24 protein-coding genes and 1 pseudogene are annotated in these 26,210 nt (G+C 69.0%); 12 read left to right on the forward strand and 13 right to left on the reverse strand.

The window, feature by feature from the left end; all coding sequences use genetic code 11:
* Positions 1-202: 202 nt before the first annotated feature.
* The gene (locus tag SCNU_RS15905; RefSeq protein WP_040518640.1) at positions 203-889 is read right to left on the reverse strand and encodes a DUF899 family protein; all 687 of its coding nucleotides are present in this window, start codon (positions 887-889) and stop codon (positions 203-205) included.
* A 74-nt stretch (positions 890-963) separates the two neighbouring features.
* Here SCNU_RS15905 and SCNU_RS15910 point away from each other — a divergent pair, with 74 nt between their 5' ends.
* On the forward strand, positions 964-1,542 hold the full coding sequence (locus tag SCNU_RS15910; RefSeq protein WP_009680422.1) for a TetR/AcrR family transcriptional regulator: 579 nt from the start codon (positions 964-966) through the stop codon (positions 1,540-1,542).
* Between the two features lie 8 nt (positions 1,543-1,550).
* On the opposite strand, the gene SCNU_RS20890 is transcribed toward SCNU_RS15910, so the two are convergent.
* Entirely contained in the window at positions 1,551-1,997 is a 447-nt protein-coding gene (locus SCNU_RS20890; protein WP_040518642.1) for an SRPBCC family protein, read from the reverse strand.
* Between the two features lie 12 nt (positions 1,998-2,009).
* Positions 2,010-2,468: pseudogene (locus tag SCNU_RS20895) on the reverse strand (YdeI/OmpD-associated family protein); the annotation flags it as partial.
* A 36-nt stretch (positions 2,469-2,504) separates the two neighbouring features.
* Between SCNU_RS20895 and hrpA the strand changes: the two are divergent.
* On the forward strand, positions 2,505-6,230 hold the full coding sequence (gene hrpA, locus SCNU_RS15920) for an ATP-dependent RNA helicase HrpA (RefSeq protein WP_009680424.1): 3,726 nt from the start codon (positions 2,505-2,507) through the stop codon (positions 6,228-6,230).
* Here hrpA and nrdR read toward each other — a convergent pair.
* Together nrdR and SCNU_RS20900 are read right to left on the reverse strand one after the other, a co-directional pair.
* The gene (gene nrdR / locus SCNU_RS15925; protein ID WP_040518625.1) at positions 6,227-6,676 is read right to left on the reverse strand and encodes a transcriptional regulator NrdR; all 450 of its coding nucleotides are present in this window, start codon (positions 6,674-6,676) and stop codon (positions 6,227-6,229) included. The two genes, hrpA and nrdR, sit on opposite strands and share 4 nt — an antisense overlap.
* A 33-nt stretch (positions 6,677-6,709) precedes the next feature.
* Positions 6,710-7,390, reverse strand: coding sequence for a LysM peptidoglycan-binding domain-containing protein (locus SCNU_RS20900; RefSeq protein ID WP_238526464.1), 681 nt, complete (start codon positions 7,388-7,390; stop codon positions 6,710-6,712).
* A gap of 161 nt (positions 7,391-7,551) precedes the next feature.
* Between SCNU_RS20900 and lexA the strand changes: the two genes are divergently transcribed.
* Positions 7,552-8,232, forward strand: coding sequence for a transcriptional repressor LexA (gene lexA / locus SCNU_RS15935; RefSeq protein ID WP_175284114.1), 681 nt, complete (start codon positions 7,552-7,554; stop codon positions 8,230-8,232).
* Between the two features lie 12 nt (positions 8,233-8,244).
* Here lexA and SCNU_RS15940 read toward each other — a convergent pair whose 3' ends face one another.
* Complete coding sequence (locus SCNU_RS15940; RefSeq protein ID WP_009680428.1) at positions 8,245-9,957, reverse strand: phosphoenolpyruvate--protein phosphotransferase; 1,713 nt, start codon at positions 9,955-9,957, stop codon at positions 8,245-8,247.
* 121 nt (positions 9,958-10,078) lie between these two features.
* On the opposite strand from SCNU_RS15940, the gene SCNU_RS15945 reads away from it, so the two are divergent.
* From SCNU_RS15945 to SCNU_RS15960, 4 genes are all read left to right on the forward strand, one after another.
* Positions 10,079-10,849 carry a DeoR/GlpR family DNA-binding transcription regulator gene (locus SCNU_RS15945; protein ID WP_009680429.1) on the forward strand — a complete coding sequence of 257 codons (771 nt, stop codon included), beginning with the start codon at positions 10,079-10,081 and terminating at the stop codon, positions 10,847-10,849.
* Positions 10,846-11,793 (forward strand): 1-phosphofructokinase family hexose kinase, encoded by a 948-nt coding sequence (locus tag SCNU_RS15950; protein ID WP_009680430.1) that lies wholly within the window; start codon positions 10,846-10,848, stop codon positions 11,791-11,793. Before SCNU_RS15945 ends, SCNU_RS15950 begins: the two co-directional genes overlap by 4 nt.
* Before the next feature lie 62 nt (positions 11,794-11,855).
* Complete coding sequence (locus tag SCNU_RS15955; protein WP_009680431.1) at positions 11,856-13,877, forward strand: PTS fructose transporter subunit IIABC; 2,022 nt, start codon at positions 11,856-11,858, stop codon at positions 13,875-13,877.
* A 48-nt stretch (positions 13,878-13,925) separates the two neighbouring features.
* Positions 13,926-14,186, forward strand: a complete 261-nt coding sequence (locus tag SCNU_RS15960; RefSeq protein ID WP_009680432.1) for an HPr family phosphocarrier protein — start codon at positions 13,926-13,928, stop codon at positions 14,184-14,186.
* A gap of 18 nt (positions 14,187-14,204) precedes the next feature.
* On the opposite strand, the gene hflX is transcribed toward SCNU_RS15960, so the two are convergent.
* The 4 genes from hflX to SCNU_RS15980 all read right to left on the reverse strand — a co-directional run bounded on the left by hflX (position 14,205) and on the right by SCNU_RS15980 (position 18,379).
* On the reverse strand, positions 14,205-15,704 hold the full coding sequence (hflX, locus tag SCNU_RS15965) for a GTPase HflX (protein WP_009680433.1): 1,500 nt from the start codon (positions 15,702-15,704) through the stop codon (positions 14,205-14,207).
* Between the two features lie 74 nt (positions 15,705-15,778).
* Positions 15,779-16,681 carry a diaminopimelate epimerase gene (gene dapF, locus SCNU_RS15970; protein WP_009680434.1) on the reverse strand — a complete coding sequence of 301 codons (903 nt, stop codon included), beginning with the start codon at positions 16,679-16,681 and terminating at the stop codon, positions 15,779-15,781.
* Positions 16,682-16,685: 4 nt separating this feature from the next.
* Positions 16,686-17,594, reverse strand: coding sequence for a tRNA (adenosine(37)-N6)-dimethylallyltransferase MiaA (miaA, locus tag SCNU_RS15975; protein ID WP_009680435.1), 909 nt, complete (start codon positions 17,592-17,594; stop codon positions 16,686-16,688).
* Positions 17,591-18,379, reverse strand: coding sequence for a class III extradiol ring-cleavage dioxygenase family protein (locus SCNU_RS15980; protein WP_040518649.1), 789 nt, complete (start codon positions 18,377-18,379; stop codon positions 17,591-17,593). Before SCNU_RS15980 ends, miaA begins: the two co-directional genes overlap by 4 nt.
* A 186-nt stretch (positions 18,380-18,565) precedes the next feature.
* Here SCNU_RS15980 and SCNU_RS15985 point away from each other — a divergent pair, with 186 nt between their 5' ends.
* Positions 18,566-19,930, forward strand: a complete 1,365-nt coding sequence (locus SCNU_RS15985) for a DUF349 domain-containing protein (protein ID WP_040518627.1) — start codon at positions 18,566-18,568, stop codon at positions 19,928-19,930.
* 70 nt (positions 19,931-20,000) lie between these two features.
* On the opposite strand, the gene SCNU_RS15990 is transcribed toward SCNU_RS15985, so the two are convergent.
* Positions 20,001-20,678, reverse strand: coding sequence for an Rv2732c family membrane protein (locus SCNU_RS15990; RefSeq protein WP_009680438.1), 678 nt, complete (start codon positions 20,676-20,678; stop codon positions 20,001-20,003).
* Complete coding sequence (gene miaB / locus SCNU_RS15995; protein ID WP_009680439.1) at positions 20,675-22,240, reverse strand: tRNA (N6-isopentenyl adenosine(37)-C2)-methylthiotransferase MiaB; 1,566 nt, start codon at positions 22,238-22,240, stop codon at positions 20,675-20,677. The genes SCNU_RS15990 and miaB overlap by 4 nt, the downstream gene beginning before the upstream one ends.
* 139 nt (positions 22,241-22,379) lie before the next feature.
* On the opposite strand from miaB, the gene SCNU_RS16000 reads away from it, so the two are divergent.
* From SCNU_RS16000 to SCNU_RS16015, 4 genes are read left to right on the forward strand one after another with little or no spacing between them, the layout of a single operon-like run.
* Positions 22,380-23,108: an amino acid ABC transporter ATP-binding protein gene (locus SCNU_RS16000; protein WP_009680440.1), complete on the forward strand. Its 729-nt coding sequence runs from the start codon at positions 22,380-22,382 to the stop codon at positions 23,106-23,108.
* A 2-nt stretch (positions 23,109-23,110) separates the two neighbouring features.
* On the forward strand, positions 23,111-24,124 hold the full coding sequence (locus SCNU_RS16005; protein WP_009680441.1) for a glutamate ABC transporter substrate-binding protein: 1,014 nt from the start codon (positions 23,111-23,113) through the stop codon (positions 24,122-24,124).
* Positions 24,125-24,808 (forward strand): amino acid ABC transporter permease, encoded by a 684-nt coding sequence (locus tag SCNU_RS16010; protein ID WP_009680442.1) that lies wholly within the window; start codon positions 24,125-24,127, stop codon positions 24,806-24,808.
* A complete protein-coding gene (locus tag SCNU_RS16015) occupies positions 24,805-25,704 on the forward strand; it encodes an amino acid ABC transporter permease (RefSeq protein WP_009680443.1) in 900 nt (299 codons plus the stop codon). The genes SCNU_RS16010 and SCNU_RS16015 overlap by 4 nt, the downstream gene beginning before the upstream one ends.
* On the opposite strand, the gene SCNU_RS16020 is transcribed toward SCNU_RS16015, so the two are convergent.
* A complete protein-coding gene (locus tag SCNU_RS16020; RefSeq protein WP_175284115.1) occupies positions 25,705-26,208 on the reverse strand; it encodes a regulatory protein RecX in 504 nt (167 codons plus the stop codon).
* Between the last annotated feature and the right edge of the window lie 2 nt (positions 26,209-26,210).

The following is a 26,210-nucleotide window of genomic DNA, read 5'->3' on the forward strand; positions in this document are numbered from 1 at the left end:
GAACGCGAACAGGCCCCGAGCGCGTGAACCTCACGCATTCTCGGGGCCTGTCGTTACTTCAGGTGGGCGACCGTCGCCTGACAGAATCTGTCAGTCAGACGGCGGCCACCTCCTCAGTCCTGAAAGAAATCATTTCTCGGACCACCTCCTTTCCCTTGACGACACGAACGCTACGCCGCACGTCGGAGTGGTCGCAACGGATTTATCGGGGCTTCTCGCCGTAGAGATCCGCGATCTGCTTGCTCGACGCCCACTTGGAGTACGTCGCCGACTGCGGCCATCCGTCGGGGCTGTCCTGCCACACCTCCTGCCTGCCGTACGGCAGAGTGTCGAGCAGACCGAACAGCGGGCTCACCTGCTCGATGCCGCGGCTGAACGTCTGCCAGGAGTGATAGACGTCGTCGCCGTCCCGCAGGAATGTGTTGAGCGCGAAGCCGCCGCCGGGCGCCGCTCCGACCTCGGTGCCGAACGACGACCCTGCGCACGAGTACCAGGTCATCCGGTTCCCGACGCGGCGCTTGTACGCGACCAGTTCGTCGATGGGGCCGTTGCTCACGATCACGAAGCGCGCATCCCACGCGTCGAGCGCGTCGAGCCTGGTGAACTGCGACGTGAAGCCGGTGCACCCCGGACACTGCCATTCATTGCCGTCGGTCCACATGTGGTTGTAGACGATCAGTTGCGATCGACCGTCGAACACCTCGGCCAGTGAGAGTTCGCTGCCGTCCTCGGCGGTCAGCCGGTACTCCGGCAGCTTCACCACCGGCATTCGTCGTCGTTGTGCGGCGATCGCGTCGAGCTCACGCGTCGCCGCCTTCTCTCGGATTCGCAGTTCGTCCAGATCGTTCTGCCAGGTGGCCCGGTCTACGACCGGAGGCAGTGCAGTCATCTCGGCCTCCATGTTCACGTCGTCCACATCTGTTATGTTCACAGCGTATACATTCTCGAGTCCCGAGGCAACGAATGGCGTATCACCACGGAGATCTGGCCCGCGCGCTGATCGAGGCAGGCCTGGAGGCCACCCGCACCGGCGGGCCCGACGCGCTCACCATCCGGTCGGCGACCCGGATGGTCGGCGTGTCACCCAACGCCGCCTACCGCCACTTCCCCGCTCGGTCCGCGCTCCTCGACGCGGTCTCCGACGCCGTGCAGCAGCGGATGGCCGACGCGATGGCGGCCGCCGACCCCGGACTCGGACCGCGTGAACGCCTCCGCGGCGTCGGACTCGGCTACATCGCGTTCGCCCTCACCGAGCCCGGATGGTTCTCCGTGTCGTTCTTCGGCGACGGCGTGCCCGGCGGCCAGAAGCTCGCCGCCACCCCGCCCTTCCGCGCGCTGACGTCGAGCCTGGACCTCCTCGTTCACACCGGCGAACTCCCCGCCGACCGCCGACGCTCCGCGGGATGGGCCTGCTGGTCGGCGGTCCACGGCTTCGCCGAACTCGCGTTGCGCGGGCCCCTGCAGACGACCGACCGCGACGAGCTGTGGTCGCACGCCGAGGCGACGGTCGACGCGATCATCCGCGGCGTCTGCGCGCCGTGACATCACACCTAGCGTTCGGCCAGTGCCGCGAGCCGGTCGATCGATGCGGCGAGCCGGTCCGGCGTCGTCGCCCGAGCGCGGACCTCGCGTTTCTCCTCGTGCAGTGCAGTCCAGTCATACGTGTGCACCACCCGGACGCCCTCGTCGACGTCGAACAGCTCCCAGCGCCAGAGATGCCCCGGCTCGGGCCGGCCGGGCTCCGACGGCCGCCAGGCGATCAGGCGTCCCTCGTCGAACTCGACGACCCGATTCGCACGCACGGCGCCCGTTTTCGTCAGATGCATCTCGAAGTCGTCGCCGACGGCGCGGACGCGCTGTCCGGGATCGGCCTCGGCCAGGTTGTCGTTGCCGTCCCATTCGGGCTGCCGGGCCGGGTCGGCGATGAGCTCGAAGACCGAGGAGCGCGGCGCGGCGATCACCCGCTCGACGCTCACCACCCGCGGCAGGTCGGCGATCAGCGCGTCGACGGCCGCACTCAGACGTCGCTGAACCGTCTCGGGTCTCTTCGCGTCGGCGACACCGCGCGCGATCTCCTTGCGCCGCGTGTACGACAGCCCGTCGAACGCCGACCGCACACCCCGTGCGTCGAGCGCCGCGGCCAGCTCCGGTGGCACCTCGACGGTCCGCTCGACGTCGTCGAGCTCGATCAGCACCTCGACCCGATCGCCGATCTCGACGCCGAGCTCGGCACGCGCCGCCTTCGACAGGCCGATCAGATTGCGTCCGCCCATCCGCGCCAGCCGCAGGCGGGCCGTTCGGCCGTCGACGGTCACGCGGACCGCGGCTCGACGACCGCCGCCGAGCTCGATGACCTGATCGTCGGTCAGTTCCACCGCCGTGGCCGGTCCGACCGTCCCCAGCGTGGTGGCGATGCGCAATCCGCCCGATCGGGCGCTCCCATCCGGCACAGCGGTCTCGTCGGTCATAACTGCATTGTGGTCCACCGTAGAATCGAAGTCACCATGTCTTCCCCGATCTCGTCACCGGCCGAGTCCCCGGCCCCGTCGTCCCCGGCACCATCACTCAACATCTCGTACCCGCCGGAGCTGCCCGTCAGCGCCTGCCGCGACGAGATCGCCGAGGCGATCGCCACGCACCAGGTGGTCGTCATCGCGGGCGAGACCGGGTCGGGCAAGACCACCCAGCTGCCGAAGATCTGCCTCGAGCTGGGACGGACGTCGATCGGACACACGCAGCCCCGGCGCATCGCCGCGACGTCCGTCGCCAACCGGATCGCCGACGAGCTCGGCACCGAGATCGGCGACGCGGTCGGCTATCAGGTCCGCTTCTCCGACAAGGCCGGGAAGAACACCAAGATCAAGGTGATGACCGACGGCATCCTGCTGCGAGAGATCGGCCGTGACCCGCAGTTGCGCGGATACGACACGATCATCATCGACGAGGCGCACGAACGCAGCCTCAACATCGACTTCCTCCTCGGCTACCTCAAGCAGCTCCTCTCCCGCCGTCCTGATCTCAAGCTGATCATCACCTCGGCGACCATCGAACCGGACCGATTCGCACGTCATTTCGCCGGTGCCGAGCAGAGTGTGCCGATCCTCGAGGTCTCCGGCCGGACATACCCGGTCGAGATCCGCTACCGCCCCCGCGAGAACCCCGACACCGACCACGACGACCTCGATCAGATCGCCGCGATCGACGCCGCCGTCGGCGAACTCTGGTCGCACGACCGCGGCGACATCCTCGTGTTCCTACCGACCGAGCGCGACATCCGCGACACGGCCGACGCCCTCCGCAGACGGACCGACGCGGACATCGTCCCGCTCTTCGCACGGCTCTCCGTCGCCGAGCAGCAGCGGGTCTTCGCACCCTCGAACGGCAGGCGGATCGTGTTGGCGACCAACGTCGCAGAGACCTCGCTGACCGTCCCGGGCATCCGCTACGTCATCGACGCGGGCACCGCTCGAATCTCGCGGTACTCGACGCGTACCAAGGTGACCCGACTTCCCGTCGAACGGGTCTCGCAGGCGAGTGCCCGCCAGCGCGCGGGCCGCTGCGGTCGTGTCGCTCCGGGCATCTGCATCCGGCTGTACTCCGAGGACGACTTCGACGGTCGCCCCGAATACACCGACCCGGAGATCCTGCGCAGCAACCTCGCCGCGGTGATCCTCTCAATGCTGTCGTTGCGATTGGGCGACATCAACGACTTCCCGTTCGTCCAGGCTCCGGATCCCCGCGCCGTTCGAGACGGTATGGCGCTGCTGTCCGAACTCGGTGCGGTCACCGAGACCGACTCGGCGACGGCTCGATTGACGAAGGTCGGCAAGGAACTCGCCCGGCTGCCGGTCGACCCCCGCCTCGGACGCATGCTGGTGGCCGGTCACGACAACGGTTGCCTCGACCACATGCTCGTGATCACCGCGGCGCTCGCGCTGCCCGACGTTCGTGAGTTCCCCAGCGAGAAACGGGAAGCCGCGAACACGGCGCACCGTAGGCACGCGGTGCCCGGATCGGAGTTCCTCGGGCAGGTCAAGCTCTGGCAGTACCTCGCCGAGAAGCGCGCAGAGCTCTCGGGCAATCAGTTCCGCAAGATGTGTGAGCGAGAGTTCCTGCACTACCTGCGGATCCGCGAATGGCTCGACCTGCACCGCCAGCTCAAGCGAACCGTCGGCGATCTCAAGTGGCAGACACCGGCGACCGAAGTCGATCCGGCGGCGGTCCATCGCAGCGTGCTGTCCGGACTGCTCACGAATGTCGGTGCACGGCAGGGCGATACCCGCGACTACCTGGGGACGCGCGGCACCAAGTTCGCGATCTTCCCCGGTTCGTTCCTCTCGAACAAGCCTCCCGCGTTCGTCGTCTCCGCCGAACTCGTCGAGACCTCGCGGCTCTTCGCGCACACCGTCGCGTCGGTCGACCCCGCGTGGGTGGAGGAGATCGCCGGCGATCTCGTCACCCGCACCTACTCAGAACCGCATTGGTCCACCAAACGCGGTGCGGTGATGGCGTACGAGAAAGTCAGCCTCTACGGCGTACCGCTCGTCGCCCAGCGCCGCGTGAACTACGGCCCGATCGACCCCAAGACGTCCCACGAGATCTTCATTCGGGAGGCGCTGGTGGCCGGCCGGTGGCGCAACAGGCACGCCTTCGCCGCGCACAACGCCGACCTGCTTCGCGAGGCTGAGGAGACAGAACACCGCGCACGACGACGGGATCTGCGAATCTCCGACGAGGACCTCCACCAGTTCTACTCGGCGCGAGTCCCGTCGAATGTGGTGTCTACCAGGCACTTCGACTCATGGTGGAAGAAGGCCGGGCGCACCGACCCGACCCTGCTGAACCTCCGACCCGAGGACCTGCAGTCCGACGATGCGCCGGTCGCCGCCGACTACCCGGCCGCCTGGCAACAGGGCGAGGCCCGACTCGAGCTCCGTTATAATTTCGAGCCCGGCGCGCCGGACGACGGCGTCACCGTCGTGATCCCGCGGCCGCTGGTGGTTCACGTCCGCGACAGCGGCTTCGACTGGCTCGTGCCGGGAATGCGAGCCGAACTCGCCACCGCCCTGATCAAGTCTCTGCCGAAGGGCCTGCGCAAATCGATGTCGCCCGCTTCCCGGTACGCGGACCTCGCCCTCGGCAGGCTCTCCGCCCGCAGTGAGCCCATCACGACCGGACTGGCACGCGAGTTGTCGGCGATCTCCGGCGTCAGCCTCGCTCCTCGCGACTTCAACCTGAGCTCGCTTCCGCCCCACCTGCGGATGCACTTCGCGGTGACCGACGACAAGGGCGCCATCATCGCCCGCGGAGACCGCCTCGCGGCGCTCCGTGACGAGCTCTCGGGCGACTCCGGCCGCACAGAGGCCGCGCCGACGCACCGCGTCTGGAATGCCGAGGGACTCGGCACGCTCGCCGACTCGGAGACCGCCACGGTCGCCGGCCAGACCATCACGCGGTATCCGACCCTGACGGTCGTGCCCGGGCAAGGCGTCCGGGTCACCACGGCTGCCGGCGCCGCCGAACGCGACGCGGGGATCCGTGCCGCCGCCGCCGAACTGCTGCGGCAGAACATCGCGCCTCTGAGCCGTAAGGTCGCCTCGAGTCTTCCGCCGGCCGCCAAGCTGTCGCTCAGCCAGAGTCCGTACCCGGACGTCGACGCCCTGCTGTCGGACTGCACGGGCCGCGCCGTCGATGACGTGCTGGCTGGCGAGACGGCAGTCGGAGACCTCCGGACGCCGGCCGACTTCGACGCGCTGTCCGCGCGAGTAGCACCGGTGGTCCGCTCCCGGGCACCGGAGTACTTCGACGCCGCGGTCGCCGCCCTCGCCGAGTACAGCCCAGTGCGGCGGGCCATCGACGCGCGCACCGGAACGCTCGCCGCCGACGACGTCGCCGATCAGCTCGCGAACTTGATCTTCGACGGTTTCGTCGGTGCGACTCCGCTCGAACATCTACGGTCGCTCCCCCGCTATCTGACCGCAGCACGACTGCGTCTGGAGGCGCTCCCGTCCGCGGGTTCCCGCGACAACAACGCGATGGCCGCGATCGACCGGGTGATCGTCGCCTGGAATCAACGGTCCGCCCAGGTTCCCGCCGGGCGGCAGGACGACCTGAACGAGATGGTGCAGTGGCGCCTCGAAGAGCTTCGGGTCAGCCTGTTCGCACAGCAGCTCGGCACCAGCGGAGCGGTCTCCGAGCAGCGCATCGTGAAGGCGATCGCGAAATTCTAGTGCCGGTCGCGCCGGAGATCGTCGATCTCACGCTGGAAATCGTCCGCCGACTCGAACGAGCGGTACACGGACGCGAATCGGAGGTAGGCCACCTCGTCGAGATCTCGCAGCGGTCCGAGAATCGCGAGCCCCACTTCATTGCTCGGAATCTCCGCAGATCCCGACGACCGGACCGTGTCCTCCACTTGCACAGCGAGTTTCGCGAGAGCGTCCTCATCGACCTGGCGGCCCTGGCATGCACGCCGCACACCCTTCATGACCTTCTCACGGCTGAAAGGCTCCGAGATTCCGTTGCGCTTGACGACGGAGAGCACCGCCGACTCGACTGTGCTGAAACGACGGCCGCATTCATTGCACGACCTGCGGCGACGGATCACCTGGCCGTCATCGGCGACTCGGGAATCGACCACACGAGTGTCGTCGTTCTTGCAGAACGGGCAGCGCATGCCAAGAGAATACCCGCACGCCATACGCCGGCCTCAGCCGTACTGGGGCGCGATGATCGCCTGTCCGACATGCAGACCCGACGTCTCGAGTCCGTTCAGTTCACGCAGCTGCGCGATGACGCCGTCGGTGGGCAGGCTCGGCGCGATCCGCTCTGCCAGTGCGCTCAGTGACTCACCGGATCTGACATAGACCACCTGCGTCGCGCCGGGCGTCGCCGGGGTGGCCGCATCCTGGTAGCCGGCTCCCACGATTGCCAGCAACCACACCATGCCCGCCAGTACCCCGCCGCCGACGAGCGCGCCGACCCAGCGGCGCCGGCGGTAGACCGCCACGGACTCCGGTGCGACAAGACTCCGCCGCTGCGCCTTCGCCGTATCGAACACTTGCGCAGCAGTGAACGCCTCGGATGCAGTGCGCTCGTTCTCCGCTTCGAACACGCGAACGGTATCGACGTAGTTCGAACGATCGACACGAACGCTCCGCCGCACCTCGACGGGGCGGCGTCGTTCACCGCCCTGGCGACGCTCCGACCGACCTGTCGGAAAGCAGACCTCCTGCCCCGCGGCGCTTGCCGGCGTGGCGGAATCCCGCAGGGCCACCACCGGAATATCGCAGGTCATGGCCGCCTCCGTCGGCGAGATCTCCGTCGAACGACGACCCGCAGTCACACGAGCCGACCGTCGGGCCGGGGCTGTCGCAGTCCTGGTGCTCATCACTCGTCTCCAATCGCTCATATGTTCGAAGCACTCTTGTTCGATAGTTAACACCAGGGGCCCGACAACCGCCGACACGCGTCGAACAATTGTTTGAGTTTTGTGACCTACTCAACTAACCTTTGGACATCGATCGAACACAGCTGACGAAAGGCCCGACCGTGACCGACACGCCCGATCCGCTGCTCTCGACCGCCACCCTGGAGGCGTCGCTCACTCAGCGTCAGCGGGAGGTGCTCGAGGTCATTCGGAAGTCGGTCCGCGAGCGCGGCTACCCGCCGAGCATCCGGGAGATCGGCGAGGCCGTCGGCCTGACCTCCACGTCGTCGGTCGCGCATCAGCTCCGCACCCTCGAACGCCGCGGACTGCTCAAGCGCGATCCTCATCGTCCGCGTGCGGTGAACGTGCGCGACGATCAGCGGACTCCACCGGCCGGCGCCGCCGAGGTCGACGGCGACGCACTTCCCACCCCGACCTTTGTTCCCGTGCTGGGCCGGATCGCGGCCGGCGGTCCGATTCTCGCCGAACAGGCTGTCGAAGAGGTCTTCCCGATGCCGCGCGAGCTCGTGGGCGACGGTTCGCTGTTCATGCTGCGCGTGGTCGGCGAGTCGATGATCGACGCGGCGATCTGCGACGGCGACTGGGTCGTCGTCCGTCAGCAGAACGTCGCGGAGAACGGCGACATCGTCGCCGCGATGATCGACGGCGAAGCGACGGTCAAGACGTTCAAGCGCGTCGACGGCCACGTGTGGCTCATGCCGCACAACGAGCATTTCGAACCCATCCCGGGCGACGACGCCGCCGTGCTCGGCAAGGTCGTCACGGTGATGCGCCGCATCTGACGGCGGATCGACTCAGACGTCCAGCACCGACCTCGCGGCAGCGCGCGCCGACGCCGGATCGACCGTGGCGACCGCGGCGACCGCGGCGGCTCGGCACTGCTCCACGCTGACACCACCGACACGCAGGCCGACGGCGGCCGCAGCCGCGGGCGCCGCCGACAACGAGGTCACACCGAGGCCGATCAGCACGCAGGCGAGCAACGGATCGGCTGCGGCCTCGCCGCAGACGCCGACCGGCTTGCCGAGCTTCACCCCCGCGTCGCCGACTCGCTGAATCAAGGCGAGGACGGCGGGCTGCCACGGGTCGGTCAGCGCGGCGAGATCCGGTGACATCCGGTCCGCGGCCATCGTGTACTGCGTCAGATCGTTCGTTCCGATCGAGACGAAGTCGACCTCGCCCAGAATCGCCTCGGCGAGGATGGCAGCCGACGGCACCTCGACCATCACGCCCGGAATCAGCCCGCGGTCACGGACCTGCGCCGCGAACTCGCGCGCCTCGTCCACAGTCGCGATCATCGGCGCCATCACCCACGGGACGGCACGACCATCACCCCGGGCGGCCTCGGCCAGGGCGTCGAGCTGATTGTTCCGGATCGCGGGATACGTCTGCACGATCCGGTTGCCACGCACACCCATCGCCGGGTTCGGCTCCTCGGCGTGGTTGACGAACTTCAATGGTTTGTCCGACCCCGCGTCGAGCGTGCGAATCACCACCTTCTGGCCGGGAAACGCATCGATGACCTCGCGGTACAGCGCCACCTGCTCGTCGAGGGCAGGCTCCGACGCCCGGTCCAGGAAGGCCAACTCGGTGCGGAAGAGACCGACGCCCTCCACCGGCGCCTGCGCACCCGACCGCGCGGACACTCCGTCGGCCACATTGGCCAGGATCGCGACCGGATGCCCGTCCGACGTCCGACCCGGTCCCCGCCACGCGGAGATCCTCGCCGCGGTCTCCCGAGCCCGGGTCACCGCCTCCGCGATGACCGCACCGTCGGGCGAGAGGCCGACCGTGCCGGCGTCGCCGTCGACGTATCCGAGGCCACCCGCCGGAATCTCGTCGAGGTCGGATGCCGCGACCACGCAGGGAATCGCGAGCTGGCGCGCGATGATCGCAGTATGGCTGCTGGGGCCGCCCAGCCGCATGCCGAGCCCGATGACCCGCTCCGGATCGAGTCCGGCGGTGTCCGCCGGCGCGAGGTCGTCGGCCAGCAGGATCGACGGCACCTCGGGATTGGGGATGCCGGGCTCGGGCAGGCCGAGCATCTCGGCGACCACTCGGTCGCGGACGTCCTTCAGATCGGTCACCCGCTCCGCCATCAGTCCGCCGAGCTTGGTGAACATCTCGACGAATTGCTCGGTGGCGGCGATGGCCGCGAGGGGTGCGGGCACTCCCTGTTTGATCGACTTCTCCGCCGCCGACGCCCACCCGCGGTCCCGAGCGAGACCCGCCGTCGCGGTGAGGACTTCGGCAGCCACGCCGGTGCTGTGCGAGGCGCGCTCGGCCAAGCGATCCGCGACCGCACCGGCGGCGGCCGCGAAGCGCTGCATCTCGGCCTCGCGGAGATCCTCCACCACCGTGGCGTCGTCGATTCCGTCGAACTCCGGGCGGGCGCCGGGTCGGATGATCGGGCCGTACGCCAGTCCTCCGACGACCGGTGTGCCGGAGACGATCATTTCGGCTCCGTAGGGGTTGTCGGCCTGCACGCGGGATGTCACCTCGGTCATGTGAGACAGATTACAAGAAGTCCTTGACTCGTCAACAAGGAACCATGTAAACAAAGAAACAGATCAACTTAATTCCACAGATATCCACATTCTGTGGCGCGGCACACGACCGGGAGGCCTGATGTACGCCGAAGAACGCCAGTCGGCGATCGCAACCGAAGTCCGGTCCCGCGGACGCGTGTCCGTGGCCGATCTCGCCGCTCGATTCTCCGTCACCGGCGAGACGGTCCGGCGCGACCTCGCGATCCTCCAGCGCAGCGGACACCTGGTCCGCGTTCACGGCGGCGCCGTGCGACACGACGTCGCCGCCGTGGTCGATGAACCGGACCTCGTGGTGCGCGAAGAGACTCACCGGGCCGAGAAGATCGCCATCGGCGCCGCCGCCGTCGCATTCCTGCCCGCCGACGGCGGTTCCGTTCTGATCGACGCCGGGACCACCACGCTGCAGCTCGCCCTCGCGATCCACGCGGACACCCGGCTGAGCTACGTGACCAACAGCGTCCAGATCGCCGGGGTGGTCGCCGACCTCCCCGGGGCCGGGGTGCTGCTCACCGGCGGCCGACTCCGTCCGAAGACCGGTGCCGCGGTCGGGTCCGAAGCCGTGGACATGCTGGGCCGTGTGCGCGCATCGGTCGGCTTCCTCGGCACGAACGGCCTGTCGGTGGCCCACGGCCTGTCCACCCCGGACCCCGACGAGGCCGCGACCAAACGGGCGATGCTCGCCGCCTGTGCGACCACCATCGTGCTGGCCGACTCATCGAAGATCAATCGGGAGGAACTCATGAGCTTCGGCGGTCTCGACGACTTCGACGTCCTCATCACCGACGGCGGGATCGATCGCGGGTTCGCCGACGAACTGCGCGCTCGCGAGATCGAGGTGGTGATCGCATGATCGTCACCGTCACCGCCAACCCCAGCACCGATCGAACCGTCGAACTTCCGGGCCGGCTCGAACGCGGTGAGGTGCACCGCGCCGTCCGCGTCGTGGATCAGCCGGGCGGCAAGGGGATCAACGTCTCGCGGGTGATCCGGGCCGCCGGGCTCCCCACGCTGGCCGTGCTCCCCTCGCGCGCAGACGATCCGTTCATCGATCGGCTCCGCGGAGTCGCACTGCCGCACCAGGCGGTCCCGGTGGACGGCTCCGTCCGCACCAACATCACGATCGCCGAACCCGACGGCACGACCACCAAGATCAACGACACCGGCACCGTCGTCTCGACCACCACCGCCGCCGAGTTGCTCGCGGCGATCGTGGCGCGGGCGGAATCCGCCGACTGGCTCGCGCTGTGCGGCTCGCTTCCCCCCGGGCTGCCCGACGGCTGGTACGCCGAACTGCTGACCGCGACGTCCGAGCTCCGGTGCCGGGTCGCCGTCGACACCTCGGGCGCTCCCCTGGCCGCCGTGGTCGACGCGGCCCCGGACCTCCTCAAGCCGAATGCCGAGGAGTTGGCCGAACTCACCGGAGCCGATCCGACGGCGATGGAACGAGAGGCCGCCGACGGCGATCCCGGAGGCGCCGTCCGCGCATCGCGTGCACTGTCCGATCGAACCGGAGGGTCGGTGCTCACCACCCTCGGCGGGGCGGGCGCGCTGCTCACCACGCCGGCGGGTGTCTGGTTCGCCTCCGCCCCGCGCGTCGCCGTGCGAAGCACCGTCGGCGCCGGCGACGCCTCGCTGGCCGGCCTGCTCATCGCGAGCCTGCGCGGCGCCGACGAAGAAGGCCTGCTTCGCAGCGCGGTGGCCCACGGATCCGCCGCCGCCGCGCTGCCCGGAACCACGCCGCCGACACCCGACCTCGTCGACGAGACGGGGATCGCCGTCACCCGCCTCTCCTGACCGATCCGTCCCGAACCCGCCGATCCCGACCACCGACTGATCTCGAAACCGATGGAGCCATCATGTCCGAACCCATCATCACCCCGGAGCTGGTCCTGCTCGACACCGATGCCGGTCCCGATTCGGCGAGCGTGATCGCCGCACTCGCCGCACTCGTCGCGAGATCGGGACGCTGCACCGATCCCGACCAGCTCGCCGCCGCCGCACGAGAGCGTGAAGAGAAGTCGGCGACCGGACTGCCCGGCGGGATCGCGATCCCGCATGCCCGCGTGGAATCGGTGACCGCGCCGACCCTCGCGATGGCCCGGCTGAGCCGGCGGGCCGATTTCGGCGGCCCGGACGGTCCGGCCGACATCGTCTTCCTCATCGCCGCACCGGCCGGTGCGGCGGGCGAGCACATGAAGGTCCTCAGTTCGCTGGCCCGGGCCCTCGTCCGGCCGGAGTTCGTCTCGTCCCTGCGCGACGCGCCCGACGCCGACGCCGTCGTCGAGCTCGTCCAGACCGCGGTCGACGGTGGACCCAGGCCTGCCGCCACGGCCACGGCCGCGGCCGGTCAGGACGCCGCTCCGGCGGCTGCGCCGACCACCCGGATCCTCGCGGTCACCGCCTGTCCGACCGGGATCGCCCACACCTACATGGCGGCCGATGCGCTGAAACTCGCCGCCGAACGCGCGGGCGTGGACTTCGAGGTCGAGACTCAGGGGTCCACCGGCTCCACCCCCTTCGCCCCCGAGACGATCGCGGCGGCCGACGTCGTGGTCTTCGCCACGGACGTCGGAGTGAAGGGCCGAGACCGCTTCGTCGGCAAGCCGGTGGTCGCCTCCGGCGTCAAGCGCGCGATCAATGAGCCGGACGCCATGATCGCCGAGGCGGTGCGAACCGCCGCCGACCCGGACGCCGCCACCGTCTCCGGCGACGGCGCCGCCGCCTCGGACGCGCCGACCGCGTCGCGCGTCGGCATCGGCGGACAGCTCAAACAGGCACTGCTCACGGGCGTGAGCTACATGATCCCGTTCGTGGCCGCCGGCGGCCTGCTGATGGCCCTCGGCTTCCTGCTGGCCGGTTACGAGATCGCCAATTCGACCGTCCAGAAGGGCATGTCGGACGGCATGTACTACGCGCTGCACTACAGCCTGTGGGATCTGCCGCCCGACGGTCTGATGGCCTACCTCGGCGGCGTCAGTTTCGCGATCGGCAATCTCGCGATCGGCCTGATGGTCGCCGTCCTCGCCGGCTACATCGCGTACGCGATCGCCGACCGGCCAGGACTCGCACCCGGCTTCACCGCGGGACTGATCGCCGTCGCGGTCGACGCCGGCTTCATCGGCGGTCTGGTCGGTGGTCTACTCGCGGGCGTGGTTGCGTTGTGGCTGTCCCGCATCCCGCTTCCGCAATGGGCCCGAGGACTCCAGCCCGTGGTGATCATCCCGCTGGTCGGCACCCTGATCACCGGGTTCGTGATGTTCGCGCTCCTGGCACGACCGCTCGCCTGGGTGAACACCTCGCTCGAGGATTGGCTCAACTCGATGTCCGGCAGCTCCAAAGTGGCGCTCGGCATCGTCATCGGCCTGATGATGTGCTTCGACCTCGGTGGTCCCGTCAACAAGGCCGCATACGCGTTCGGCGTCGCCGGACTCGGACTGGCCGGCGCGGGCGTCGCGCAGTGGGAGATCATGGCCGCGGTGATGGCCGCGGGCATGGTGCCACCGCTCGCGCTCGCTCTCGCCACCACTCTCCGCCCGTCGGCGTTCACCGAGCCGGAACGAGAGAACGGCAAGGCCGCATGGCTGCTCGGCGCGTCATTCATCTCGGAGGGAGCGATCCCCTTCGCCGCCGCCGATCCGCTGCGCGTGATCCCCTCCATGATGCTCGGCGGCGCCGTCACCGGCGCTCTGTCCATGGCGATGAGCGTCCAGTGCCGGGCACCTCACGGCGGTGTGTTCGTTCTGTTCGCGATGAACGGCACGTGGTGGAAGTTCCTGATCGCTATCGTGGCGGGTGTGATCGTCTCCGCCGTCGCGGTCCTGGCCGCCAAGCAGTACCAGCCGAACGCGGAGAAGGCCCCCGAACCCGCCACGGTCTGAGCTCCACCAGCAGCACCGAACCCCCGTATGAAACGAGAGAGGCACACCATGCCAAGCACCACCGTCACCGTCGGATCCGCCGTCGGCCTGCACGCCCGTCCGGCGTCCGTCATCTCCGAGGCGGCGACCGCCCTCGGCGTCGCAGTCACGTTGTCCGTCGACGGCGGGGACCCGGTCGACGCGGGCAGCGCGCTGATGATCATGACCCTCGGCGCTGAGAAGGGCACCGCGGTCACCGTGGAGAGCGACGATCAGTCCGCCGTCGATCAGATCGCGGCGCTCGTGGCCCAGGACCTCGACGCCGAGTGAACCCCGCGGTCGGGGAGTTCAGTCCGACGCGACCAGATCACTGAACTCGGCGGCCAGCGCAGCAGGCATCCGCACTCGCATGCGGGTGCCTGTTTCGTTGTGCTCGGTGTCGATCACATGCGCCTGCTGATGCAGCCGTGAGATCACCTCGCCCCGCGAGAACGGCACCTGCAGTACCGCGTCCACGTCGTCGCGCTGGAGGAACTCGGTGATCGCCGCGAAGAGACCGTCCAACCCCTCCCCGGTGCGGGCCGAGACGAACTGCGCATCGGGGTACTCGCCACGGAGGGCGGTCATGGTGAGCCCGTCGACGGCGTCGATCTTGTTGATCACCAACATCTCCGGCGGTGCCGGGCGCTTCTCCTCGGCGAGCACGTCGCCCAGGACCTGGCGGACCGCCGAGATCTGATTCGCCGGGAACGGATCGGCACCGTCGACCACGTGCACCAGGAGGTCCGCGTCCACCGCCTCCTCCAGCGTGGATCGGAACGCCTCGACGAGCTGCGTCGGCAGATGGCGGACGAATCCGACCGTATCGGTGAAGACCACCTCGTGGCCGTCGGCCAGCTGGGCCCGGCGGGTCGTCGGGTCGAGCGTCGCGAACAGCGCGTCCTGGACGAGCACCCCGGAACCGGTCATCGCGTTCACCAGGCTCGACTTGCCCGCGTTCGTGTAGCCGACCACCGTGAGCGCGGGCACGCCGCCGCGCCGCCGCGCCGCGCGCTTGACCGACCGCGCCGTCTTCATGCCGCGGATCTCCTTGCGCAGCTTGGCCATTCGCTCACGAATCCGGCGTCGATCGGTCTCGATCTTCGTCTCGCCGGGACCTCGCAGGCCGACGCCGCCGTTGCTCCCCGCACGACCGCCCGCCTGGCGCGACATCGACTCGCCCCAGCCGCGCAGCCGCGGCAGCATGTACTCCATCTGGGCCAGCGCCACCTGGGCCTTGCCCTCGCGCGACGTCGCATGCTGCGCGAAGATGTCGAGGATCAGCGCAGTCCGGTCGATCACCTTGACCTTGACGACCTTCTCCAGGGCCGTCAGCTGGGCGGGCGTCAGCTCACCGTCGCAGATCACCGTGTCGGCACCGGTGGCCAGCACCACCTCGCGCAGTTCCTCCGCCTTGCCGGACCCCAGGTAGGTCGCCGAGTCCGGTTTGCTTCGCCGCTGGATGAGGGCCTCGAGCACCTGCGAACCGGCGGTCTCGGCGAGCGCCGCGAGCTCGGCCATACTCGCGTGGGCGGCCGCCACGCTGCCGGACGTCCACACGCCGACGAGCACCACCTGCTCCAGCCGCAACTGGCGGTACTCGACCTCGGTGATGTCCTCGAGCTCGGTCGACAGTCCGACGACGCGCTGCAGTGACGCACGGTCGTCGAGCTGGAGTTCGCCGGTGGTCGGGCCGGACGACAGGTCGCGAACGGAGAACCGCGACGCCGTCGGTCGGTCGGCAGTCGCTGCTTCTTCGGTCAGTGCTGCGTCTTCGGTCAGTGCTGAGTCATTGGTCAATTCAGTCATATGTAGGTCCATTGTGCCCCCGTCGCCCGGTCGAACGCATCCGCATTACCGGCGGACGGCGCTCCGGCACGACCTCAGTCGGCCCAGCCCGCCAGCAACTCGCCGCGGGCGACCAGCCGAGACGGGCCGCGCAGGACCGCCGAGCCGTCGGCGACCGTCACCAGCACGTCGCCGCCGGGGACGGTGATCGCGACGGCACCCGACTCTCGTCCGGCGCCGGACAGGGCCGCCGCGGCGGCCGCGACCAGGCCGGTCCCACACGACCGCGTCTCCCCGACCCCGCGCTCGAAGACCCGCATGTGGGCGTGGAAATCGGCCGATCCGCCGTCGGACGCCGCCGTGAGCGGCGTGAGGATCTCGACGTTCGCCCCGTGCGGGAACTGCGCCGCATCGAGTTCGGCACCGGTGGTCAGGTCCAGTCCGGCCAGGTCGGCCACCGTCAATCCGTCGACGACGCAGGCCAGATGCGGATTCCCGACGTCCACCGCCTCACCGGTCAGGGTCCGGCCCGCGATCCCGACTCGGCCCGCTCCCTCCAGGACCACCGGCCCCATCGAGACGCTCACCTCCGCATCGGTCTCGTCGGCGGAGTGGATCCGGACTGGCCGTGCGCCCGCGCGCGACCCGACGGTGAACTCGTCGCTGTCGACGAGGCCCTCGGCGCGGCAGAAGTGCGCGAACACCCGCACCCCGTTGCCGCACATCTCCGCGATGGAGCCGTCCGCGTTGCGATAATCCATGAACCAGTCGACACCCGAGACGCCGTCCGGCAATCGCTCGAGGACGCCCTCGGCGACCAGCGAGCCCGCGGTCGCCACTCGGAGCACGCCGTCGGCGCCGAGCCCCCGCTGCCGGTCGCACAGCGCCGCGGTCAGCTCCTCGGTCAGTTCGATCTGGGCCTGCCGGTCGGGGAGGATCACGAAATCGTTCTGCGTGCCGTGGCCCTTGACGAAGGCCAGCGCCGGAGAGTTCTTCACCCCATCAGGCTACGCGGAGCGCCCGGAGCGCCTGCTCCAGCAGGTCGGGGTCGGCGGCGTCCAGCCAGACCGCCCGCGGGTCGCGCCGGAACCAGGAGCGCTGGCGCCGCACGTACCGTCGAGTCCCGAAGAAGGTGCGCTCCTGCGCTTCGGCCACGTCGTACACGCCGTCCAGGCAGGCAAGCACCTGTGCGTAGCCGATCGCCTGCGACGCCGTCCGGCCGGACCGCAGGCCCTGCTCGCACAGTGACTCGACCTCCTCGACCAGGCCGCCGTCGAACATGGCGGCGGTGCGGAGCCGGATCCGTTCGTCGAGCGCATCGCGGTCGCGGTCGAGGGTCAGAATCCGCGTCCCCCAGCGGGGCGCGCCGATCGTCGGAGCCGACGCGGCGAACGGCTGTCCGGTGATCTCCACCACCTCGAGAGCACGCACGATCCGCCGGCCGTCCGAGTCCAGGATCGTCGCCGCCGCCTGCGCGTCGACGTCGGCCAACCGCCGATGCAGCGCGAGCGGACCCATCTCGGCGAGCATCGCCTCGTATCGCGAGCGGACGTCGGGGTCCGTCGCCGGAAACTCCCAGTCGTCGAGCAGACCCTGGATGTACATCATCGATCCCCCGACGATCACCGGGGTCCGGCCCGCGGTCAGCAGCGCCTCGATGTCCGCGGTGGCCGCCGCCTTGTAGGCGGCGACGGTCGCCGTCTCCGTCACGTCCAGAACGTCGAGCTGATGATGCGGGATCCCGCGCCGCTCCTCGACCGTGAGCTTCGCGGTCCCGATGTCCATGCCCCGGTACTGCTGCATGGCGTCCACGTTGACGATCTCGCCGCCGAAGTGCTCGGCCAGATCGAGAGCGAGTTCCGACTTCCCGGCGGCCGTCGGACCGATGACCGCGATCGGCGCGGTCGTCACGACGTCGCCTCCGGCTTCCAGAGTGCGACCGTGTAGCCGACGCCGAACGGTGCCGCGCGGTACAGGACGTCCACTGCGTCCCCCGGGCCCCCGGCTCCGCCCGGTTTCGGTCCGGCCGCGGCGTACGCTGCCGCGAGCACCTGCCAGGCGGCCCGTCCCGCCATGCCCTCGGCCGCGCACTCGGCAGCGGTGAGTGCGGCGAGGGCCGCGGTGTCCGCGTGCGCGAGCGCGTCGTCGACCCGCGCCTGCAGTTCGATCGCCGAGGCGCGTTCGCCCCCGCCCGGCGCACTCGGAGTGAGTGCGGTGGCTCCGTCGGCGACCACCAGCAGCCCCACCGGCTCGTCGAGGGCGTTCAACTGCCCGGCGAGCTCCGCGCCGATCGCGGCGCACTCGCCCGGTGTCGCGCCGGGGTCGACGACGCAGGGCGTCACCGCGACTCCTCGATCGTCCCGATCGGCCCGGCCGCGCACCCAGCCCGCCACCAGCATCGACAGCGGCAATACCGCCCCGCCGGTCGGTCGCGTGCCCGGAGAATTGCCCAGCGAGATCTCCACCGGCGCCCCGTACGCACCGAAATCACCTGCGCCGCAGTAGGTTCGGAAATCCATGCCGGATCGGGGCAGCTCTCCCGCACCGACGGCGATCCACGACGTCGCCGCAGCGGCCAGGCGCTCGCCCGCAGCGACGACCGCGGCGCGCACCGGGTCGGCGTCAACCGCTTCGGGACCGGCCAGTTCGGGGACGAGCAGGGGCGCGCTCGGGACTATCGCAACCAGGGACAACACGCCGTCGACGCTACCGCCCGCCGCCTGGCGCAGCCGGTTCGGGGCGCGAGCGTGACGGGCCGCGCGACGAATGTCGGCGCGAATGTTGCAGGCCGCGCCCACAAGCGTCCCGTTGCCTGCTTGAATGAACGACGTAGTGATCTGGCAGCCGTGACGCGCGGCGAAGACTATTCAAGAGGTAGACGCATGACGAACCCATCCGATTCGAACGCTCCCGTGCCCGCGCCCAAGCCGGGACCCAAGCCCGGCCCGCGTCCGGGTCCTCGGCCAGGTCCCACCACTCCCGCCGTCGGCGGTCCCACGCCCGCGGTGCCGGTGCATCCGGTGCCCGTCGGTGATCCGCACGAGTTCGGCCGGATCGACGCCGACGGCACCGTCTGGCTCAAGACTTCGTCGGGGGAACGCCAGATCGGTTCGTGGCAGGCGGGCACCGTCGAAGAGGGACTCGCTCACTTCTCGCGCAAGTTCGCGGATCTGGCGACCGAGGTCGAGATCCTCGAAGAACGGCTCACCGCCCGCTCCGGCGACCCGAGGAAGACTCAGGCCAGCGCGGCGCACCTGCTGGCCGACCTTCCCGACGCCCAGGTGCTCGGTGACGTCGACGGCCTGGCCGCACGGCTGACGGTGATCGTCTCCGGTGCCGACGACGTGGCGCAGGAGGTTCGCGACCAGCGCGAGTCGGCCCGCTCGTCGGCCATCGAACGCAAGGAGCAGCTCGCCGCCGAAGCCGAGAGCATCGGCGCGGACAGCACGTCGTGGAAGGCCGGCGGCGACCGCCTCCGCGCCATCCTGGACGAGTGGAAGACGATCAAGGGCATCGACCGGAAGACCGACGACGCCCTGTGGCGGCGGTACTCCAAGGCGCGTGATGCGTTCAACCGGCGGCGAGGCGCTCATTTCGCCGAGCTCGACCGCGAGCGCGCAGGCGCCAAGGCCCGCAAGGAGGAGCTGATCGCCGAGGCGGAGGCACTGTCGAACTCGACGGATTGGGGTCCGACCGCAGGGAAGTTCCGCGATCTGCTGACCGAGTGGAAGGCCGCCGGGCGAGCACCGCGCGACACCGATGAGGCGCTGTGGCTCCGGTTCAAGGCCGCCCAGGACGTCTTCTTCCAGGCCCGCAACGCGGTCAACTCCGAGCGGGACGCCGAGTTCGCGGAGAACGCCACGGCGAAGATCGCGCTGCTCGACGAGGCCGAGGCCAAGATCGATCCGACCGCCGACCTGGAGGCCGCACGCCGCGAGTTCCGGACGTTCCGCGAGAAGTGGGACGAGATCGGCAAGGTTCCGCGCGAGCAGATGCACAAGCTGGAGAGCCGTGCGCGGGCTCTGGAGAAGCGATTGCGCGACGAGGAGGACGCCGACTGGGCGCGGACCGATCCCGAGGCGCAGGCCCGGGCCGCCCAGTTCACCGAGCGTGCCGAGAAGCTCGACGAGCAGGCCGAGAAGGCCGCCGCGGCGGGCAAGGACCGCGACGCGGCCGACTTCCGTCAGCAGGCCGACCAGTGGCGCGAGTGGGCCAACGCCGCCCACTCGGCGCTGACCGACCGCTAGCCCGCAGGCGAAGGGGCGACCGACTTTCCAGTCGGTCGCCCCTTCGCTTGTGTCACCGGGTGGGCGACTCTCAGTCGCCGGTCTCGTCGTCGCCGGTCTTGTCGTCGCCCGTCTTGTCGTCCCCTGCCGACTGCGCCCGCTTGGCCTTCGCCGCCTTGTCGCTCGGCGCCACCGGACGCTGCAACGACATTCCGAAGGCCTCACGGTTGGCCGCCTCGGCACGCCGCTCCTGCTCCAACGCCAGCTGATAGGTGTTGCGGTTCCAGACCACGCGCGCCCAGTGGAAGACGAGCACGATCGACACCGCCCAGCCGAGCAGCAGGCCCGCCCCGGCACTCGACGGCGTCGTCGTCTCGTCGACGCCGACCGTGTTGCGCGTCCAGATCGCCAGCATGCCTGCGACCGCGTCGACCGCCGTACCGGCCAACGCGATCCATGCCAGCACCCAGCGGCGAGTCACCAGGGCCAACGTCGAGAACCCGATGCCGAAGATCACCAGCAGGTAGACGAAGACCTCCGACGGCAGTTTGATGTGCTCGGCATGGGCCTTGTCCGACATCATCAGCACGTCGAGGCCGGTGGCGTCGCCCGCATGCGGCAGGATCAGCGAGACCATCGCCAGCAGGACGCAGATCGCGACCACCACGGCGCGGGCGCCCGGATCGATCTCGCCCGCGACCTTCTTCTCGGCCTTCCGGAGTTCACGTTCGTACTTGTCGAACGTCTCCAGATCGTCCTTGTTGCTCATGAACAACCTCCAGTTCCGCATGCACTCGTCGACTCAGGGACCGGCTGCGCTCCGATCGACGGCATCCCGAGTCCGACGCCGACGGGTGGTGTGGTGGGCAGCGTGCCCGCCTCGTGCGCGTCGCCGGCGCGGGTGCGACGATGCGTCAGCACCCCGGCGTCAGCGATCAGATGATGGGGAGCCGCGTCCGTGATGACCGCCGTCACCAGATCGCCCGGCCGGATTCCGCCCGGCTCGACCTGCGATCGGGAATCGGCACGGAAATGGACCAGCCGGCCGTCGCGTGCACGGCCGGTCATCCGGCCGGTCGACGAACTCTTCCGCCCCTCGTCGGCGACCACCAGCAGCTCTGCCTCGGTCCCCACGAGCGCGGTGTTGCCTTCGAGACAGATCCGCTCCTGGAGGGCGATCAGCCGCTGGTAACGCTCGGTGACCACCTCCGGCGGCACCTGGTCCGGCATCGTGGCGGCCGGAGTCCCCGGCCGCGGCGAGTACTGGAACGTGAACGCGCTCGAGAATCGCGCCTTCTCCACGACGTCGAGCGTCTCGGCGAAGTCCTCCTCGGTCTCCCCCGGGAAGCCGACGATGATGTCGGTCGTGATGGCGGCGTGCGGCATCGCCTCGCGGACCCGGTCGAGGATGCCGAGGAACTTGGTGCGGCGGTAACTGCGCCGCATGGCGCGCAGCACGCGGTCCGAGCCCGACTGCAGCGGCATGTGCAACTGTGGGCAGATGTTCGGGGTCTCGGCCATCGCGGCGATCACGTCGTCGGTGAACTCCGCCGGATGAGGAGACGTGAAGCGGACTCGCTCCAGGCCCTCGATCGTTCCGCAGGCGCGCAGCAGGTCCGCGAACGCGCCACGATTGCGCGGCGTCTCCGGATCGGCGAACGACTGGCCGTACGCGTTCACGTTCTGACCGAGCAGGGTCACTTCGAGTACGCCCTGGTCGACGAGCGCCTGCACCTCGGCGAGCACATCCCCGGGTCGACGGTCCACCTCCTTGCCGCGCAGCGACGGGACGATGCAGAACGTGCAGGTGTTGTTGCAGCCGACGGACACCGAGACCCAGCCCGAGTACGCCGAGTCGCGCCGGGCGGGCAGCGTCGACGGGAAGCGCTCCAGCGAGTCGAGGATCTCCACCTGGGCCTCGTCGTTGTGACGCGCGCGTTCCAGCAGCACCGGCAGCGAGCCGATGTTGTGGGTGCCGAACACGACGTCGACCCACGGTGCCCGCTTGCGGACGGTGTCCTTGTCCTTCTGCGCCAGACATCCGCCGACGGCGATCTGCATGCCGGGCCGGTCGGCCTTGACCGGTGCGAGGTGCGACAGATTGCCGTACAGCTTGTTGTCGGCGTTCTCACGGACCGCGCAGGTGTTGAAGACCACCAGGTCCGCGTCGTCGCCGTCGACCGCGGCGACGTAACCGGCGTCCTCGAGGAGACCCGCGATCCGCTCGGAGTCGTGCACGTTCATCTGACATCCGAAGGTCCGGACCGAATAGGAGCGGACACCGCCGGTCGCGTCCTCGATCGTCGCCTCGCCTGGGGCCTCAACACTCACATGACCAGGTTACGTCCCGAGGCAAATCCGCCCGCGTCACACTCACCGCGCGGGCGACACGCTGGATGTGCGGAAGAAGCCGACCGGCGACCGGCGTCACAACTACGTTGTGAGTATGCCCGACACGAACGCCACACCGATGATCTCGATGAAGAACGTGCAGAAGCACTTCGGCGACCTCCACGTCCTCCGCGACATCGACCTCGAAGTGCCGCGCGGGCAGGTCGTCGTGGTGCTCGGTCCGTCCGGCTCCGGCAAGTCGACCCTGTGCCGCACGATCAACCGCCTCGAGCCGATCGACAGCGGCGAGATCCGGGTGGAGGGACAGCTGCTGCCCGAGGAGGGCCGCGACCTGGCACGACTGCGCGCCGATGTCGGCATGGTCTTCCAGTCGTTCAACCTGTTCTCCCACAAGACGATCATGGAGAACGTGACGCTCGGACCCATCAAGGTGCGGAAGACGTCGAAGGCCGACGCGCGCAAACGCGCCGAGGAACTGCTCGACCGCGTCGGCATCGGGACTCAGAAGGACAAGTACCCGGCGCAGCTGTCCGGCGGTCAGCAGCAGCGCGTGGCGATCGCGCGGTCACTCGCGATGAGCCCCAAGGTGATCCTCTTCGACGAGCCCACCTCCGCACTCGACCCGGAGATGGTCAGCGAGGTCCTGGACGTCATGGTCTCCCTCGCGAAGGAGGGCATGACGATGATGGTCGTGACCCACGAGATGGGCTTCGCACGGCGTGCCGCCGACCGGGTGATCTTCATGGCCGACGGGCAGATCGTCGAGGACACCGATCCGGAGAGCTTCTTCACCGCGCCGAAGTCCGACCGCGCCAAAGACTTCCTCTCCAAGATCCTGGGAGACTGACCGTGACCGATTCAGCTCAAGCGCCACGCCGCAGGCGCGCCCTGTTCGCGCTGGCCGCGGCGGTCGCACTGTTGGCAGGCGTCCTCGCCGCGTGCGGCAGCACCGAACCCCGCAACCTCGTCGAATCGATCAAGTCCGGGAAGGTCGTCCTGGGCACCAAGTACGACCAGCCCGGACTGGGCCTCCAGCAGCCCGACGGCTCGGTGGTCGGATTCGATCCCTCGGTGTCGGAGTACGTGGTCGACCACATCGCCGACAAGCTCGGCGTCCCGCACCCGGAGATCACCTGGCGGGAGACCCCGTCGGCGCAGCGCGAGACGCTCATCGGCAACGGCGAGGTCGACATGATCGCCGCGACCTACTCGATCAACGAGGCCCGGGCGAAGAAGGTCTCGTTCGCCGGCCCGTATCTGGTCACCTACCAGGGGCTGCTGGTCCGGGCCGACGATTCGACGCTGAACTCGCTGACCGATCTGAACAACGGCAAGAAGCTGTGCTCGGTGAGCGGCTCCACCCCGGCCCAGAACGTCAAGGCACAGCTGCCCGGCGTTCAGCTCCAGGAGTACGACTCCTACTCCTCGTGCGTCGAGGCCCTCCGCCGCGGCAAGGTGGACGCGCTGACCACCGATGAGACCATCCTCGCCGGCTATGCGAACCGCTACCCCGGCGAGTTCAAGCTCGTCTCGATGACGTATCCGAAAGACGCCTGCGTCAAGGGCGCGCTGAAGAAGCAGGGCCAGCCGTTCTCCACCGAGCGCTACGGCATCGGCATGGCACAGGACTATCCGGACTCCGTGGCCGCGGTCAACGAGGCGATCGAGTCGATGCTCGCGCCGCTCCCCGGAAGCGATCAGTCGGAATGGAGCACGGACCTGCGCTCGGCTCTCGGCGATCAGATCGTCGACACCTGGATCGACCGGGCGAACGCACCCGGCTCCAAGTACAAGCTCTACCCGGACGTCGGCGATCTCGACTTCCTCACCGCTCCGTCGACCACCTGCGAAGGAGGAGCCTAGATGTATGAACTCTGGCAGAGCATGGGCCCGCAGATCTGGCCCGCCTTCTGGACCACGATCAAGCTGACCTTCTACTCCGCGATCGGCGCGCTGCTCTGGGGTGTACTGCTGGCCGCGATGAAGGTCTCGCCCGTTCCGGTGATGCGGGGCTTCGCTACCGCGTACGTCAACATCGTCCGCAACACCCCTCTCACGCTGATCGTCCTCTTCTGCTCGATCGGGCTCTACCAGAACCTCGGTCTCACGCTCGCGCCGGAGAACTCGAGCTTCATCGCGACCAACAACTTCCGGCTCGCGGTTCTGGCCTTCATCCTCTACACGGCGACGTTCGTCTGCGAGACCCTCCGGTCCGGGTTCAACACCGTGCCGATCGGTCAGGCAGAGGCGGCTCGGTCGCTGGGACTGTCGTTCACTCAGGTGTTCGGGCTGATCGTCCTGCCTCAGGCACTGCGCACCGTGATCGCGCCGCTCGGGTCTGTGCTGATCGCGTTGACCAAGAACACGACGATCGCATCCGTGATCGGCGTCGCCGAGGCGTCGCTGCTGATGAAGTCCGAACTCGAGACCCACGGTGACCAGATCATGTTGATCTTCGCGATCATCGCGGTCGGCTTCATGATCATCACCCTTGCCGAGGGCGCCGTCTTCGGCTGGGCGGCCAAACGATGGGCGGTCAAGCGATGAGCGACGAGTCGACAGTCCTGTACGACGCCCCCGGCCCGCGTGCACGGCGGCGCAATCTCATCACGGCGGTCGTGTTCATCGCGATCCTGGTGGCGATCGCGGCCTATGTGATCAAGGTGCTCGCCGACAACGGGCAGCTCGACGCCGACATGTGGAGCCCGTTCACGGTCGCGGGCACCTGGACCACCTGGCTGCTCCCCGGACTCTGGGGCACCATCAAGGCGGCATTCGTCTCAATCGTCCTCGCCCTGATCCTCGGTGCCCTGCTCGGGATCGGGCGGCTGTCGGACCACCGGTGGGTACGGGTCGTCTCGGGAGTCATCGTCGAGGTCTTCCGCGCGATCCCGGTGCTGATCCTGATGTTCTTCGCGTACTACCTCTTCGCGAAGTACGCCGTCGTCCCGTCGTCTCAGCTGTCGTTCGCGGCGGTCGTGTTCGGCTTGACGCTCTACAACGGCTCGGTGATCGCCGAGATCCTCCGCGCCGGCATTCTCGCGGTACCGAAGGGGCAATCGGAGGCGGCCTCCTCGATCGGGCTGCGGAAGTCGCAGATGATGCGGATGATCCTGCTCCCGCAGGCGGTGACCGCGATGCTGCCCGCGCTGATCTCGCAGATGGTCATCGCGCTGAAGGACAGTGCGCTCGGCTATGCCTTCGGCTACATCGAAGTCGTCCGGTCGGGCATCGTCTCGGCGTCGTACTGGGGCAACTATCTGCCGTCGTTGCTGGTGGTCGCAGCGATCATGATCACGATCAACTTCTGCCTCACGGCTCTCGCGAACTACCTCGAAGGACGGCTGCGACGGGGCCGCCGGAAGACGGCGGTCGCCGCCGCCGAGATCACCGAGATCGACACCATGGAGAACCTTCCCGGGCTCACCGGTCTCGGTCGGTGATCATTCGGCGCGCGCCCGCTCCAAGACTTCCTTGACGACCGAACCGACGACGTCCGGCGGGAATCCGCGGCGGCCGAGCGCACCCGCGAGGCGGCGATACGCCTTGGCGCGCACCTCGTGATCCCGTAGTTGCTCTCCGGACACGTTCAACTTCTTCTCGGCGAGTCGAACGGCCACCTCCCGCTCAGCGTCCGGATCGATCTGCGCCAGCGCCTCCGACGCCGTCTCCTCCGCGATGCCCTTGGTGCGCAGCTCCCGCTGCAGCGCCAAGCGGCCCCGGCCGGAGTGCGCATGCCGGGACCGCACCCACTCCGAGGCGAACTCAGCATCGTCGAGCAGCTTCCACTCGTCCAGTCGCTGGATGGTCTGATCCACCTCGTCCGGAGTGAAGCCCCTGGCGACGAGCCGTTCACGCATTTCGGCCCGGCTCCGGGCACGCGTCCCCAGGAGCCGCAGAGCGGCGTCCCAGGGAGACGGTCCGGACCGGGCCGGGCCACCGGTCAATG

Source organism: Gordonia neofelifaecis NRRL B-59395 (assembly GCF_000192435.1).
GTDB lineage: Bacteria > Actinomycetota > Actinomycetes > Mycobacteriales > Mycobacteriaceae > Gordonia > Gordonia neofelifaecis.